This is a genomic window from Streptomyces sp. NPDC058308 (assembly GCF_042880275.1).
Taxonomy (GTDB): Bacteria; Actinomycetota; Actinomycetes; order Streptomycetales; family Streptomycetaceae; genus Streptomyces.
In genome coordinates this window covers 43458-57499 of sequence record NZ_JBHVZA010000025.1, presented here as the reverse complement: position 1 = coordinate 57499, position 14042 = coordinate 43458, and the positions used below count along the sequence as shown (strand labels likewise).

Below are 14042 nucleotides of genomic sequence, written 5' to 3'. Positions count from 1 at the left end.
GCCAGCAACGCGCTCGCCGTCTGGGCCCCCAGGACGGCAATGGCGCCGACCGCGCGGCACGTCGGGCCACGGAGCGCGTCCGTCCGCGTGACCTTCGCCGCGGCAAGGTCGATACTGCACCGGCAGAGGCCTCTTTCGACCGATCACGCCCGCCCGCCCCGGAGGTGCCCATGAGGATGTTGATCAATGTCGCCGAGACCGTCGTCGCCGACGCGCTGCGCGGGATGGCCGCCGCGCACCCCGAGTTGACGATCGACGTCGAGAACCGCGTGATCGTACGCAGGGACGCGCCCGTCGCGGGCAAGGTCGCGCTCGTCTCGGGTGGCGGGTCCGGGCACGAGCCCTTGCACGGCGGGTTCGTGGGGCCGGGGATGCTGTCGGCCGCCTGTCCGGGCGAGGTGTTCACCTCGCCCGTGCCGGACCAGATGGTGCGGGCCGCGGCCGCCGTGGACAGCGGCGAGGGCGTCCTGTTCATCGTGAAGAACTACACGGGCGACGTGCTCAACTTCGACATGGCCGCGGAGCTCGCCGAGGACGAGGGCATTCAGGTGGCCAAGGTGCTCGTCGACGACGACGTGGCGGTCACCGACAGCCTCTACACCGCCGGGCGGCGCGGCACCGGCGCCACCCTCTTCGTGGAGAAGCTGGCCGGCGCGGCCGCCGACGCGGGCATGCCGTTGCAGCGGGTCGAGGCCATCGCCAGGCGGGTCAACGGGAACACCCGGAGCTTCGGCGTCGCCCTCAGCGCGTGCAGTACGCCGGCCAAGGGCAGCCCGACCTTCGCACTGCCGCCGGGTGAACTGGAGTTGGGCGTGGGTATCCACGGGGAGCCGGGGCGCGAACGGCGGCCCATGATGACCTCGCGCGAGATCGCCGACTTCGCGGTGAACGCCGTACTGGAGGACCTTGATCCGCGCAACCCGGTCCTGGTCCTCGTCAACGGCATGGGTGCCACTCCCCTGCTGGAGCTGTACGGATTCAACGCGGAAGTGCAGCGCGTGCTCGTCGAGCGCGGTGTCCCCGTGGCGCACACCCTCGTCGGCAACTACGTGACCTCACTGGACATGGCCGGAGCGTCCGTGACGCTGTGCCAGGTCGACGAGGAGCTGCTCGGACTGTGGGACGCGCCGGTCCGCACGCCCGGCCTGCGCTGGGGGGCCTGACGTTTCCGGACACGCGACACACACGACCGACCGCCGCACGCTCCCATGACCAGGCACGCACTCACCCACGCAAGGAGACCCCGTGCTCGACGCCGACTTCTTCCGCCGCTGGCTGACGGCCTGTGCAGCCACTGTCGACCGTGAGGCGGACCGGCTCACGGAGCTGGACTCGCCCATCGGCGACGCCGACCACGGCAGCAATCTGCGACGCGGGTTCACCGCCGTCGCCGCCGTCCTGGAGAAGGAGGCCCCGGACACGCCCGGCGCCGTCCTCATGGTGGCGGGGCGCCAGTTGATCTCGACGGTCGGCGGCGCGTCGGGACCGCTCTACGGCACACTGCTGCGCCGCACCGGAAAGGCGCTCGGCGAGGTGGCCGAGGTCGACGAGGCGGGGTTCGCCGAAGCGCTGCGGGCGGGCGTCGACGCGGTGGCCGCGCTCGGGGGCGCCGCGCCCGGCGACAAGACCATGCTGGACGCGCTCGTCCCCGCGCTCGACGCGCTGGAGCACTCCTTCGGCGCGGCACGGGAGGCCGCGCTGCACGGCGCCCTGGCGACGACGCCGCTGCAGGCGCGTAAGGGCCGCGCCAGCTACCTGGGCGAGCGCAGCATCGGCCACCAGGACCCGGGCGCGACATCGGCGGCCCTCCTCTTCGAGGCGCTCGCGGAGACCGCGGAGGGCGACGACGCGCGGGAGGGCGGCCGTGGCTGACGGGCCGTCGGTCGGCATCGTGCTGGTCTCGCACAGCGGCCCCGTCGCCGAGGCGGTCGCCGCGCTCGCCACGGGCCTCGCGGGGGGCGTCGTGACCGCGCCGGTGGCCGCCGCCGGCGGAACGGAGGGCGGCGGGCTCGGCACCAGCGCGGCGCTGATCTCGGCGGCGGCCGCGCGGGTCGACCGCGGCGCGGGCGTCGCGGTCCTCGCCGATCTCGGCAGCGCGGTCCTCACCGTGAAGGCCCTGCTCGCCGAGGGCGACGCACTCCCGGACGCCGCGCGCCTGGTGGACGCGCCCTTCGTGGAGGGCGCGGTGGCGGCGGTGGTGACCGCGTCGGCCGGCGCCGACCTCGCCGCGGTCGAGGCGGCGGCGACCGAGGCGTACACCTACCGGAAAAGATGAGGCGTGACGGGGCGGCTCCTCATCCGGGCCGCCCCGTCGCCCGTACACCCCCTGCGAACTGCCGGGCCAGCGCGTCGCCCCGGGCGACCGCGGCCCGGTGGCTCTCGATCGGGGCGGCCTTGTGGCCCTTGAAGAAGATGTACGTGACGTCGGAGGCCGCGCCGCCCGTGCGCGGGTCGGGACTGATGCCGAGCGCCCGGGCCGCCGCGTACGACGCCTCGCCGATCAGGTCGGCGGGGCCGGTGTCGCCGACGACGGCGTAGAGCACCTGGTCGCGGTGGACGACGGCGGCGACGGTTCCGCCGGTGATGCCGTGCGCGGCGTGATTCCAGCGCCGGCTCGGTCCTGGTACGACGACGTAGGGCAGGCGCTCCGCGTTCAGATGGCGGCCGTCGGACTGCTGGTAGGTCGTGGCGTGGAGGAAGAGCGGGTCGGTGCGGCGGTTACAAGCCTTGGTCCGCTGCCCGTCGCAGTCGATGTCCATGTCGGCCTTCCAGAAGACCGTGTCCCGGGTTCCGCAGACGGGGACGTCCGCGCGGGCGTCGCCGTCGGTGCGGTATTTGCCCTTCGAGATCTGTCTGCACTTCTGTGTGTGCGCCAGCAGGTCGGCCGCTCGCACCGATCCCTCGTGGAGCGCCGGGCCCGCCGAACCTGCCGTGTTCCGGGGTGACTTGACGCCCGGGCGCGATGACAGTTGCTGCGCCGATGCGGGGAACGCGGCGGGGGCGAGCAGGGCGGCGCCGAGCGCGGCGACCAGGACCGCCGTCCCGTTGCGCACGGGCGAGAGCCTCGCGGGAAGAGACCGCGCGGGCAGGGACCTCACGGGAGAAGGCCTCACGGAAACAACCTTTCGCAGGGAGAACGGACGACTTGTTGACCAGATATCCCAATATGTGCGTCGGCCCATGCCCCCTCCGCCGATCACGGTCCGGACGGCGCACACCCCCGCCCCCTTGATGTGCCCTCGTCACCTGTGTCAAATAGGTCCGGACCAATGCCGTCGAGTGGAAGGCAGCACCGTGCGACGGACCCCCCATCCCGCCACCCCTCTCGCCCTGCTGGCCGCCATGACCGTGACCGCCGCCGCACTGGGCGGCTGCGCCTGGGGCGGCGGGGACGCCGAGGACACCGAGCCTCCGGCGGCACCCCGCGGCCTCACCGTCCAGGCGGGCAGCGCCACGACCGCCCACGTCATGTGGAATCAGGCCGTCGACGACACGGAAGTCACCGGGTACGAGGTGTACCGCGGCGCCAAGAAGGTGAAGCAGGTGCCGGGCAGGGAGCACATGGTGGACATCGTCGGCCTCAAGGCGTCCACCACGTACACCTTCACGGTGCGCGCCCGTGATGCCGAGGGGAATGTCAGCGAGGACAGCAGGCGGCTCTCGGTCACGACGCCCGCCGCTGCCGCCACGGACCACAAGGCCCCGACGCGGCCCGCACGTCTGACGGGCAAGGCCGAGGGAGACAGCTCGGCGATGCTCTCCTGGGAGAAGTCCTCGGACAACAAGCGCGTGGCCTCCTACGAGGTCTACCAGGGCGGCTCGAAGATCCACAGCGTGGGCGGAGGCCAGAGCGCGACGCTGGTCACCGGGTTGCGGCCGGGCACCGCCTACACCTTCACGGTCAAGGCGCGCGACGCCGCCGACAACTTCTCCCCCGCGAGCCCCGAGGTCCGCCTCACCACCGCGGCGGGCAAGGGCTCAGGGCCCGGGACCGCGCCGACGGACTTCCGCGCGCGCACGCACCGCGCGGACGGGGCGTACTACATCGACCTCTCCTGGACGCCGCCGCGCACCGGCGGCGCCGTGGCGGAGTACCAGATCCAACTGGACGGCCGCACCGCCACCTCGCTCGTCTTCGGCGGCACGGCACCGCCCGGCAAGGCCGAGCACAGCTTCTACATCGGCAGGAAGGCCGGGGAGCGGCACCGGGTGAGGGTCCGCCCCAAGCTCCCGGACGGCACCTGGGGCGGCTACTCGCCCGAACGGACCGTCACCACGGGCTGAACGGAGGCGCCCAGGCGGGCCCGACGGTGCGCCCGGTTCGGCGGTGCGGGCTTTCCGCGATTTCCGGCACCACTTCTGTCACTCTCGGACACAATCGGAGCTCTGCTCGCGCAACTCCCGTATCCGCATGGCTACTTGAGGGGTGCGCGAGACGGGAGCGGCGAAGGGTGGACGGGCATGAGGGAGTTGACGGACGTTGACGTGTGAGTGGGACTACATCGTGGTGGGTGCGGGGTCGGCCGGCTGTGTGCTGGCGGCCCGGCTGTCCGAGGATGGGGAGAGCCGGGTCCTGCTGATCGAGGCCGGCGGGGAGGACGGCAAGGCGGAGATCGCGGAGCCCACCGCCTGGCCCGCGCTCCAGGGCTCCGAGGTCGACTACGCCTACACCACGGTCCGGCAGACCGGCGCCGGCCGGGCCGCGCGGGCTTTCCCGCGAGGGCGGACGCTCGGCGGCTCGGGCGCCATCAACGGCCTCATCCATCTGCGCGGTCACCGCAACGACTACGACCGCTGGGCGGCCCTGGGGTGCACGGGGTGGGGCTTCGACGAGACCCTCCCGTACTTCCAGCGCATGGAGACGGTCCACGGCAAGGACCCCAAGTACCGAGGCACCGAAGGGCCGTTGCGTCCGGAGACCGCGCAGGAGGGCGGGCACCCCCTCTCCCAGGCCTTCGTCGACGCCGCGGCCGCGGCCGGGCACCCCCGGACCGACGACTTCAACGGAAGCGACCAGGAAGGCGTCGGCTGGCACGACTTGAACATCTCGTACGGGCGACGCCAGAGTGCCGCACACGCCTACCTCCACCCCGTCCGGGCCGACCGGCCCCACCTCACCGTCTCGACCGACTCCCGCGCGCTGCGCCTGCTCTTCGACGGCGACCGCTGCACCGGCGTGGAGATACGGCGGCACGGCGCCCTGCACACCGTCCGCGCGACGACCGAGGTGATCGTCAGCTGCGGGGCGGTCGACTCCCCGAGGCTCCTCCTGCTCTCCGGCATCGGCCCCGCCGATGAGCTGCGGCAGGCGGGCCTCACGGTCCGCCACGATCTGCCCGGTGTCGGCCGCAACCTGCACGACCACCCGCTGTGCCCCGTCGTCCACGAAGCCGGGCGCCCCCTGCCGCCCCCGCAGACCAGCCTCGCCGAGACGTCCCTGTCGTGGCGCAGCGACGCCGGCGCGCCCGGCCCGGACATGCAGCTGCTTTTCATCCACGCGCCGTACCACCCGCCGACGATGCCGGTCCCGGCCAACGGGTACACCCTGGCGGTGTCCACCGTGCCCGACAGCCGCGGCTCGATACGCCTGGCCGGTCCCGACCCGGCGACGCCGCCGCTGATCGACCCGGACTACCTGGGCCGGGAGTCGGACGTCCGGCGCATGCTGCGGGGCATCGGGACGGCACGGGAGATCGCGGCGGCGGCGCCCTTCACCCCGTGGCGCCCGCGCGAGGTGCTCCCCGGCCCTGACATCACCGACGAGGCCGGGCTGCGCGGGTACCTCGCCGCGGCCGTGGGCCCGTACTTCCACCCGGTGGGCAGCTGCGCGATGGGGACGGGGCCCGACGCGGTCGTGGCGCCGGACCTGACCGTGCACGGCCTCCGGGGTCTTCGGGTGGTGGACGCCTCGGTCATGCCGACGATCGTCTCGGCCAACACGAACACGGCGACCGTCATGATCGCGGAGAAGGCCGCCGACCTGATCCGGGGATGCGGCACGCCACCCGCGGCAGGCCCGGAACCCGGCCGCGCCGTCTGACACCCTCACAGGTCGTCGAGACCCTCGAACGGCTCGGGCAGCGCGGGCGACGGGCTACGGAACGGCGGCCGCCCGCTCGGTCAGGAGCGCCGCCGCGCGTCGGCACCAGTCGCGGGTCTCCCGTTCGAAGGCGAGCCCGCGCAGACAGGTGAGGTAGGGGCCGACGCGCTCGCCGGTGCGCAGGAAGTCGTCCTCGTCCGCGTCGCCCCGCAGCCGTACGAGGAGCTTCTCCAGGACCTCGGTCTTCGCGTCGGCCACCGCGGCGCGCTCCGTGAGCTGTTCGATCACCGGTGCGGCGGCGACTCCGTCGACGGCCTGCACCTTGACCAGCAGGTCGTCGCGGATGAAGGACGGCTTCGCGGCGCGGGCGGCGAACCGCTCCATCTCCGCGAGGCCTTCGTCGGTGACCGTGAACAGGCGCTTGTTGGGCCGGCCCTCCTGGACCACCTCCCGCCCGGTGACGAGGCCCTCGGTCTCCAGCCTGGTCAGCTCGGCGTAGAGCTGCTGGGGCAGTGCGTGCCAGAAGTTGGCCACGCCGATGTCGAAGCCCTTGGCCAGCTGATAGCCGCTGTATTCGCCGTCCAGCAGTGCCGCGAGCACCGCGTGCCGCAGAGCCATCGTCCGGTTCCCCTTCCCTTCCGCCGCCTCGCCCCCTCATCATAGTCATGCATGTGACTACTCAGATTCATGACTATGGCGCCACGGTGCGCCGCCACAGGATTTCGGGAGGAACCATGACGCGAACCACGACGCATCCCACGGCCGCACGCTTCCGCGCCGTCGTCGAGCAGCGCGACCTCGGCGCGCTGGAGGAACTGTTCACGCCGGACATCCGCTTCTACAGCCCGGTGAAGTTCACACCGTTCGAAGGCCGCCCCATGGTGCTCGGCCTCTTCGGTGTCCTGCTGCGGACATTCGAGGACTTCCGGTACGTCGGCGGGTACGCGGGCGAGGCGCAGACCAGTGCCGACGGCACCGTGGCGGAGTCGGACGTCCTGCTGTTCCGCACCACCGTGAACGGGAAAGAGGTCCACGGCATCGATCTGCTGCACTTCGACGAGGAGGGGCGGATCAAGGAGTTCACCGTGATGGTCCGCCCGCAGTCCGCGGTGCACGCCCTCGGGCAGGCGGTACACGCGGGCCTCGTCGAAGCCGGTCTGGTCCCCGCCCCGCAGTGACCTTCCCCGGTGGCACCGCTCTGCGCCGGACGAAGGACTCCGTCACCTGCCCGGCCGCCGTCCGCATGCGAACGCCGCTCGCGCCACGTTGGCTCGTCGTCAGGTAGCACGGGCGATATCCCCGACTCTCGGCGGCGCATGGGTTGTACCGCCTCCCGTGCCACCGGAGGGCAGACTCATGCGTACTACTCAGATAGGTGTCCGCGCCGGCCTGACGGTCGTCGCCGCCGCGCTGCCGCTGGTCCTGGGTGCTCCGTCGGCGTTCGCGGGCGGCGATCTCACCGTCACCGCCACCGGATCCACCGTGCGGGCCACCACCACCGCGTGCGGCTCCGGCGGCGGCACGGCCTCACTGATGGGCGGCGCCAACGCGAGCTTCGCCGGAGGCCGCCAGGTGGAGCTGACGAACGACAGCGCCACCTGGCAGAACGTCAGCGCCGGCACCTACACCGTGCTCGTCACCTGCAAGGACGGCTCGTCGGCCGGACCTCGGACCGTCACCGTCGGCGCCGGGCCGACGGCCTCCTCGACGACCGCGCCCGCGCGCGGCGTCCGCGGCGGACTCGGGGGCGGAACCGAGGACCGGGGCACGCTCACGCTCGTCACCGGCGGGGCCCTGGTGGCCGCGGCCGCGACCGGCGGTGTCTGGTACCTGCGCCGCCGGGGAGCCGCCGGCCGTTCCTGACCGGCACCGTCGACTGCCGCCCACCGGCCAGCACCAGGGGTGGGCGGCAGTCGCGTGGCGGAGGGTGACGCCCGCACTCCACGCACCCTTGCCCGCCCCACTGAACCGCCTTACCGTCCTCCCAGCCGACAGGGAGGGCGCGTTCATGCCACGACCGCTCAGCGTTCAGCTCTACTCCGTGCGCGATCAGCTCGCCGCCGACCGGGAGGGGACGCTGCGCCGCCTCGCCTCTCTGGGGTACGGCGCCGTGGAGGCGTACGACGTGCTCGGCGACCCGAAGGGGCTGCGGCGGATCGTCGACGATCTCGGGCTCACCGTGTCCGGCACGCACGCCGTGCAGCTGCTCGGCCCGGACCCCGGAGCCGTGCTCGACGCGGTGGCGGCCCTGGGGACCGGCTTCGCGATCGTGCCCGCGGGCATCCCGCCCGGGGAGTTCACCTCGCGCGACGGACTCGCGCGGGCCGCCGACCGGCTCAACTCCCTTGCGGCGCTTGCCGAACGGCACGGCATACGCATCGGCTACCACAACCACTGGTGGGAGATCGAGCCCCGCTTCGACGAGGGAGAAGCGGGGCTCCTGCACGCCGTCGAGGTACTCGCCGAACTCCTCGACCCCGCCGTGTTCCTGGAGATCGACACCTACTGGGCGGCGGTCGGCGGCGCCGAGGTGCCGGGGCTCCTTCGCCGCCTCGGCGATCGGGTGCGGGCCCTGCACCTCAAGGACGGCCCCGGCACCAAGGAGGACCCGAACGTCGCGGTCGGCGGCGGCACCATGCCGGTGCCTCAGATCCTCGCCGCCGCGCCGGACGCCTGGCGGATCGTCGAGTTCGACTCCTGCGCGGACGACGCCGACACCCTGTTCGCCGGGCTCGCCGCCAGCCGCACCTACCTCGCCTCCTTGGAGACGGCGTGAACCCGGCCCCCGTGGGCTCGGGCCCCGTCGGCGTCGCCGTCGTCGGCGCGGGCGTCATCAGCGCCGAGTACCTGCGTACGCTGAGCCGCTTCCCGGACGTCCGGGTCGTGGCCGTCGCCGACCTCGACGAGGAGCGGGCGGTCGCCGCGGCCCGCACGCACGGCATACCCGAGGCGGGCGGCCCCGCGTCGGTGCTCGCCCTGCCCGAGGTCGAGCTCGTCGTCAACCTCACCGTGCCCGCGGCGCACGCGCAGGTGGCGGCGGCCGCCCTGCGCGCCGGAAAGCACGTCTACGGAGAGAAACCCATCACGCTCGCGCCCACGGAGGCGGAGAAGCTGCTCGCCGAGGCGTCGGAGCGCGGGCTGCGCGTGGGCAACGCGCCGGACACGTTCCTCGGGGCGGGCCTGCAGTCGGCGCTGCGGGCGGTGGCCGCCGGGCACATCGGCGTGCCGGTGGCAGCGGCGACGGTGACACAGGGCCCCGGGCCCGAGGCCTGGCACCCCGATCCGGCGTTCTTCTACCAGCCGGGCGCGGGACCGCTCTTCGACCTCGGGCCGTACTACCTGACCGCGCTCGTCGCCCTGTTCGGCAGCGTCTGCGAGGTGGCCGCGACGACGGCACGCGCGCGCGAGGAGCGCGTCGTCGGGTCGGGGCCGAAGGCGGGGCAGGCGTTCCCCGTCGACGTGCCGACGCATGTGTCGTCGCTCATCGTGTTCGCCTCCGGCGTACGGGCCGCCTCGACGTTCAGCTTCGACTCGGCGCTGCGCCGCACCCGCTTCGAGATCACCGGGACCGAGGGCACGCTCGCGGTGCCCGACCCGAACACGTTCGGCGGTCCGCTGAAGCTGCTGCCGGGCGGCGGCGACGAGTGGCGCGAACTGCCCGTACGGGGGCGGACCGACGGGCGCGGCCTCGGCGTCGTCGACATGGCGCGCGCCCTGCGCGGCGGCGTCCCCCACCGGGCGTCCGGCGCGCTCGCCCTGCACGTCCTGCAGACGATGACGGCGATCACGCACTCGGCGCGGCGCTCGGAGTTCCTGCCGCTCGCCACGCAGCTCGTGCCGCCGGAGCCGCTGCCGCAGGAGTGGGACCCGGGGGAGGCGACGCTGGGGAACGGAAGCGACACCGCCTGATGACGTTCCCACGTGTGGTGAGACGTCGCGCATCCGGCAGTCGTGCCCGGACACCCACACGGCGCCGTATCCGCTACGGCGCCCCGAGTTCCTCGATCGCCCGCGTCAGCCACTGCGTCCAGAACGTCTCCAGGTCGATGCCGGCGCGCAGCACCACATGGCGCAGCCGGTCCTCGACGGCGTCCTTCCCGGGCGGGAAGTCCCGCCGCTCGATCTCCTCGTACTCGGCCAACTGGCGCCGGTGCAGGTCGAGATGGCGGTGCAGGTCCTCCTGGATGCCTTCCGTGCCGACCACCGCCGCGGCGCGCAGACGCAGCAGCAGGGTGTCGCGCAGCGGCTTCGGGTCCTGGCTCGCGGCCGTCCAGCGGGCCAGTTCGGCGCGGCCCGCGGCCAGGACCTCGTACTCCTTCTTCTGTCCGCGCGTGGCCCCCTGCTGCGGCAGCGCGCGGATGGCCCCGTCGCGCTCAAGCCTGCCCAGCTCGCGATAGATCTGCTGGTGCGTGGCCGACCAGAAGTAGCCGATCGACTTGTCGAACCTGCGGGTCAGTTCCAGGCCCGACGACGGTTTCTCCAGGAGGGCGGTGAGGATCGCGTGCGGGAGTGACATGGGCCAATCCTAGGGACGGGGGCGGCCCCCTCTCACAGCGCCGCGGCCAGCTCCGTGCCCTGCTTGATGGCGCGCTTGGCGTCCAGCTCGGCGGCGACGTCCGCGCCCCCGATGAGGTGCGCGGCGATCCCGGCGGCGGCGAGTTCCTCGTGCAGGTCGCGGCGCGGTTCCTGTCCCGAGCAGAGCACGACGGTGTCGACCGGGATCACGGACGACTCCCCCTCGACGGTGATGTGCAGGCCCGCGTCGTCGATCAGGTCGTAGCTCGCGCCGGCCACCATCGCGACGCCGCGGTGGCGCAGTTCGGTGCGGTGGATCCAGCCGGTGGTCTTACCGAGGCCCTTGCCGACCTTGGACGTCTTGCGCTGCAGCAGATGGACGGTGCGCGGCGGCGTCGGCCGCTCGGGCTTGGTCAGTCCGCCGCGCTCGCGGTAGTCCATGTCGACGCCCCACTGCCGGAAGTACGTCGCCGGGTCCAGGCTCGCCTTCTCGCCGCCGTCGGTGAGGAACTCGGCGACGTCGAAGCCGATGCCGCCCGCGCCGATGATCGCGACCCGCTCCCCCACCGGCACCTCGCCGCGCAGGACGTCGAGGTAGCCGACGACGCTGGGGTGGTCGATGCCCGGGATCTCCGGGACGCGGGGGGTGACGCCCGCGGCGACGACCACCTCGTCGTACGCGGCCTCCGCGAGCTCGTCCGCGGTGACGACGGTGTTCAGCCGGACGTCGACGCCGCGCAGTGCGAGCTGGGTGCGGAAGTAGCGCAGGGTCTCGTCGAACTCCTCCTTGCCCGGCACCTTGCGGGCGACGTTGAGCTGGCCGCCTATCTCGGCGGCCGCGTCGAAGAGGGTGACGTCATGGCCCCGCTCGGCCGCCGAGACGGCGAAGGCGAGACCTGCGGGCCCCGCGCCGACGACGGCGATGCGCTTCTTGGCGCGGGTCGGCGAGAGCACGAGCTCGGTCTCGTGGCAGGCACGCGGGTTCACCAGGCAGGAGGTGATCTGCAGGTTGAAGGTGTGGTCCAGGCAGGCCTGGTTGCAGCCGATGCACGTGTTGATGGTCTCGGGCCGCTCGTCCCTCGCCTTGGCGACGAAGTCGGGGTCGGCCAGGAGCGGGCGGGCCAGGGACACCATGTCGGCGGCGCCGTCGGCGAGCAACTGCTCGGCGATCTCCGGGGTGTTGATGCGGTTGGTGGTGACGAGCGGCACGGAGACCTCGCCCATGACCTTCTTCGTGACGAAGGTGTACGCGCCGCGCGGCACCGACGTCGCGATGGTGGGGATGCGCGCCTCGTGCCAGCCGATGCCGGTGTTGATGATCGTGGCGCCCGCGGCCTCGATCTCCTTCGCGAGGTGGACGACCTCTTCGAGGGTCGAGCCGCCGGGGACGAGGTCCAGCATGGAGAGGCGGTAGACGATGATGAAGTCCGCGCCGACGCGTTCGCGCGTGCGGCGGACGATCTCGACGGGGAAGCGGATACGGTTTTCGTAGGCGCCGCCCCAGCGGTCGGTGCGCCGGTTGGTGGGGGCCGCGATGAACTCGTTGATCAAGTACCCCTCGGAGCCCATCACTTCGACGCCGTCGTAGCCGGCGAGCTTGGCGAGCTCGGCGGCGCGCACGAAGTCCTCGATGGTCTCCTCGACCTCGTCGTCGGTGAGCTCACGGGGCACGAAGGGGCTGATGGGCGCCTGGATCGGGCTCGGCGCGACCAGCTTGTCGTGGTAGGCGTACCGGCCGAAGTGCAGGATCTGCATCGCGATCTTGCCGCCCGCGGCGTGCACGGCCGCCGTGACGGCGGCGTGCTCCGCGGCCTCCGCCTCGGTGGTCAGCTTGGCGCCGCCGTCCCAGGGGCGGCCCACCTCGTTCGGGGCGATGCCGCCGGTGACGATGAGGCCGACGCCGCCCCGCGCGCGGGTCGCGTAGAACTCCGCCATCCGCTCGAAGCCGTTCGGGGCCTCTTCGAGGCCCACGTGCATGGAGCCCATCAGGACCCGGTTGGGCAGGGTGGTGAAGCCCAGGTCGAGCGGGTTCAGCAGGTTCGGGTAACGGCTCATGCGGCCCCTCCGTACGCGGTGTCTACAGGACAGTTGTAGACCAGGCACCGAGCCTTATGCAACTAGTTGCATAAGATGGATCCCCGGGCGGCTTCCCGGCGGCTCAGCGTGATGTCCGAATCCCGCCAGCCGCGCTCGCGCGCGCGACGCAGACTGGTCCGTGTCAGCAAGGAGAACCGCACGGAACGCGGCACGACCGAGGAGAGTCCGATGACCGTCTACACGACGATCGACAGCCCGCTGGGCGAGCTGCTGCTGGTGGGCGAGGAGTCGGCCACCGCCACGGGCGGCACCGCCCTGACCTCGCTGTCCCTGCCGGGCCAGAAGGGCGGCGCCGTCGTCCTGGACGGCTGGACGCGCGACGAAGAGGCGTTCGAGACGATCGCCGCGCAGCTGCGTTCGTACTTCTCGGGGAACTTGACCCACTTCGACATCGAGTACTCCACGGGGGCGGGCACCGAGTTCCAGCGCAAGGTCTGGGACGCCCTGGACACCGTCCCCTACGGCACCACGACCACCTACGGACGGCTCGCCGAGCAGCTCGGCCTCTCACGCGCCGCGGTCCGCGCCCTGGGCACCGCCATCGGCCGCAATCCGCTGCTCGTCGTGCGCCCGTGCCACCGGGTGATCGGCGCCGACGGCTCCCTGACCGGGTACGCGGGCGGCCTGGAGAGCAAGCGGCGGCTCCTCGACCTGGAGTCGGCGTGACCGCCACCGCACGGGGCCTCGGCGCGGTGGTCGGCGCGGCGGGCCGGACCACCCGTCCGAAGGGCCCTAGCCCAGACCGCTCACGCGCAAGGTGATGTTCAGCCGTCCGGTGAGGCCGAGCTCCGGTGGCGCGGTGCCGGGGAGCACCCGCGGCACCCCGTGGTAGGCGAGGCGCGACGGACCGCCGAAGACCACCAGATCGCCGCTGCGCAGCTCGACGTCCGTGTACGGCTTCGTGCGCGTGCGCGTGTTGCCGAAGCGGAAGACACCCGTGTCGCCGAGGCTCAGCGACACCACGGGGGCGTCGGACTTCTCGTCGCTGTCGCGGTGCATGCCCATCCGCGCGTCGGCGTCGTAGAAGTTGACGAGGGCGATGTCGTACGCCTCCCCGACGGTGTGACCGGCCGCTTCGGCCGCGCCGCGGCCCAGCTCGGCGAGGGCGGCAGGCATCGGCTTCACCGGGGCGCCGTCCCCGTCGACCACGGTGCGCGCGTAGCCGTACGGGTACCAGTGCCAGCCCAGGCAGAACTGCCGGGCCGTCATCGCGCCGCCCCCGGGAGTCCTGACGAGCCGCAGCCCGGCGGGCGGCCTGGCCCACGCGCGGCACGCCGCCACGAGCCGCAGCTGCTCCTCGGGCGTCAGCCAGTGCGGCAGGTGCACCGCACCCGGGCCGAGGACGGTCCGGGTGCGGGGGAACAGCTCGTCGGCCGGTGCCATGCGCCTC

Annotated in this window: 15 protein-coding genes; 10 read left to right on the top strand and 5 right to left on the bottom strand. The window is 72.9% G+C overall.

All coding sequences use genetic code 11. The annotated features are described in order from the left end of the window. The first annotated feature begins 170 nt into the window (after positions 1-170). From dhaK to ACFVYL_RS29085, 3 genes are all read left to right on the top strand, one after another. On the top strand, positions 171-1163 hold the full coding sequence (dhaK, locus tag ACFVYL_RS29095) for a dihydroxyacetone kinase subunit DhaK (protein WP_389721080.1): 993 nt from the start codon (positions 171-173) through the stop codon (positions 1161-1163). 82 nt (positions 1164-1245) lie between these two features. Beyond that, entirely contained in the window at positions 1246-1872 is a 627-nt protein-coding gene (dhaL, locus tag ACFVYL_RS29090) for a dihydroxyacetone kinase subunit DhaL (protein ID WP_389721078.1), read from the top strand. Continuing rightward, positions 1865-2275 (top strand): PTS fructose transporter subunit IIA, encoded by a 411-nt coding sequence (locus tag ACFVYL_RS29085; protein WP_389721076.1) that lies wholly within the window; start codon positions 1865-1867, stop codon positions 2273-2275. The genes dhaL and ACFVYL_RS29085 overlap by 8 nt, the downstream gene beginning before the upstream one ends. A gap of 19 nt (positions 2276-2294) precedes the next feature. Here the strand turns inward: ACFVYL_RS29085 and ACFVYL_RS29080 are convergent, their stop codons facing one another. Continuing rightward, the gene (locus ACFVYL_RS29080) at positions 2295-3053 is read right to left on the bottom strand and encodes a glycoside hydrolase family 75 protein (protein ID WP_389721074.1); all 759 of its coding nucleotides are present in this window, start codon (positions 3051-3053) and stop codon (positions 2295-2297) included. 241 nt (positions 3054-3294) lie between these two features. Between ACFVYL_RS29080 and ACFVYL_RS29075 the strand changes: the two genes are divergently transcribed. Beyond that, a complete protein-coding gene (locus ACFVYL_RS29075; RefSeq protein WP_389721072.1) occupies positions 3295-4284 on the top strand; it encodes a fibronectin type III domain-containing protein in 990 nt (329 codons plus the stop codon). A gap of 196 nt (positions 4285-4480) precedes the next feature. Next, positions 4481-6040, top strand: a complete 1560-nt coding sequence (locus ACFVYL_RS29070; RefSeq protein WP_389721070.1) for a GMC family oxidoreductase — start codon at positions 4481-4483, stop codon at positions 6038-6040. Positions 6041-6094: 54 nt separating this feature from the next. Here ACFVYL_RS29070 and ACFVYL_RS29065 read toward each other — a convergent pair whose 3' ends face one another. After that, a complete protein-coding gene (locus tag ACFVYL_RS29065) occupies positions 6095-6658 on the bottom strand; it encodes a PadR family transcriptional regulator (protein ID WP_389721068.1) in 564 nt (187 codons plus the stop codon). Positions 6659-6774: 116 nt separating this feature from the next. Between ACFVYL_RS29065 and ACFVYL_RS29060 the strand changes: the two genes are divergently transcribed. The 4 genes from ACFVYL_RS29060 to ACFVYL_RS29045 all read left to right on the top strand — a co-directional run bounded on the left by ACFVYL_RS29060 (position 6775) and on the right by ACFVYL_RS29045 (position 9949). Further along, a complete protein-coding gene (locus ACFVYL_RS29060; RefSeq protein ID WP_389721066.1) occupies positions 6775-7218 on the top strand; it encodes a nuclear transport factor 2 family protein in 444 nt (147 codons plus the stop codon). A 178-nt stretch (positions 7219-7396) separates the two neighbouring features. Continuing rightward, on the top strand, positions 7397-7903 hold the full coding sequence (locus ACFVYL_RS29055; RefSeq protein ID WP_389721064.1) for a hypothetical protein: 507 nt from the start codon (positions 7397-7399) through the stop codon (positions 7901-7903). Between the two features lie 145 nt (positions 7904-8048). Beyond that, positions 8049-8816 carry a sugar phosphate isomerase/epimerase family protein gene (locus ACFVYL_RS29050; RefSeq protein WP_389721062.1) on the top strand — a complete coding sequence of 256 codons (768 nt, stop codon included), beginning with the start codon at positions 8049-8051 and terminating at the stop codon, positions 8814-8816. Then, the gene (locus tag ACFVYL_RS29045) at positions 8813-9949 is read left to right on the top strand and encodes a Gfo/Idh/MocA family protein (protein WP_389721060.1); all 1137 of its coding nucleotides are present in this window, start codon (positions 8813-8815) and stop codon (positions 9947-9949) included. Before ACFVYL_RS29050 ends, ACFVYL_RS29045 begins: the two co-directional genes overlap by 4 nt. Positions 9950-10022: 73 nt before the next feature. Here ACFVYL_RS29045 and ACFVYL_RS29040 read toward each other — a convergent pair whose 3' ends face one another. Together ACFVYL_RS29040 and ACFVYL_RS29035 are read right to left on the bottom strand one after the other, a co-directional pair. Then, positions 10023-10556, bottom strand: a complete 534-nt coding sequence (locus ACFVYL_RS29040; RefSeq protein ID WP_389721058.1) for a PadR family transcriptional regulator — start codon at positions 10554-10556, stop codon at positions 10023-10025. A gap of 32 nt (positions 10557-10588) precedes the next feature. Then, complete coding sequence (locus ACFVYL_RS29035) at positions 10589-12610, bottom strand: FAD-dependent oxidoreductase (RefSeq protein ID WP_389721056.1); 2022 nt, start codon at positions 12608-12610, stop codon at positions 10589-10591. A 210-nt stretch (positions 12611-12820) separates the two neighbouring features. Here ACFVYL_RS29035 and ACFVYL_RS29030 point away from each other — a divergent pair, with 210 nt between their 5' ends. Continuing rightward, positions 12821-13318, top strand: coding sequence for a methylated-DNA--[protein]-cysteine S-methyltransferase (locus ACFVYL_RS29030; RefSeq protein WP_389721054.1), 498 nt, complete (start codon positions 12821-12823; stop codon positions 13316-13318). A gap of 66 nt (positions 13319-13384) precedes the next feature. On the opposite strand, the gene ACFVYL_RS29025 is transcribed toward ACFVYL_RS29030, so the two are convergent. Beyond that, positions 13385-14035 (bottom strand): alpha-ketoglutarate-dependent dioxygenase AlkB family protein, encoded by a 651-nt coding sequence (locus ACFVYL_RS29025; protein ID WP_389721052.1) that lies wholly within the window; start codon positions 14033-14035, stop codon positions 13385-13387. Between the last annotated feature and the right edge of the window lie 7 nt (positions 14036-14042).

Excerpts from the sequence above, each read along its gene's own strand:
- ACFVYL_RS29025 (WP_389721052.1), bottom strand. The coding sequence starts at position 14,035 with ATGGCACCGGCCGACGAGCTGTTCCCCCGCACCCGGACCGTCCTCGGC.
- ACFVYL_RS29030 (WP_389721054.1), top strand. The coding sequence starts at position 12,821 with ATGACCGTCTACACGACGATCGACAGCCCGCTGGGCGAGCTGCTGCTG.
- dhaK (WP_389721080.1), top strand. The coding sequence starts at position 171 with ATGAGGATGTTGATCAATGTCGCCGAGACCGTCGTCGCCGACGCGCTG.
- ACFVYL_RS29055 (WP_389721064.1), top strand. The coding sequence starts at position 7,397 with ATGCGTACTACTCAGATAGGTGTCCGCGCCGGCCTGACGGTCGTCGCC.
- ACFVYL_RS29065 (WP_389721068.1), bottom strand. The coding sequence starts at position 6,658 with ATGGCTCTGCGGCACGCGGTGCTCGCGGCACTGCTGGACGGCGAATAC.
- ACFVYL_RS29050 (WP_389721062.1), top strand. The coding sequence starts at position 8,049 with ATGCCACGACCGCTCAGCGTTCAGCTCTACTCCGTGCGCGATCAGCTC.
- ACFVYL_RS29035 (WP_389721056.1), bottom strand. The coding sequence starts at position 12,610 with ATGAGCCGTTACCCGAACCTGCTGAACCCGCTCGACCTGGGCTTCACC.
- ACFVYL_RS29040 (WP_389721058.1), bottom strand. The coding sequence starts at position 10,556 with ATGTCACTCCCGCACGCGATCCTCACCGCCCTCCTGGAGAAACCGTCG.
- ACFVYL_RS29060 (WP_389721066.1), top strand. The coding sequence starts at position 6,775 with ATGACGCGAACCACGACGCATCCCACGGCCGCACGCTTCCGCGCCGTC.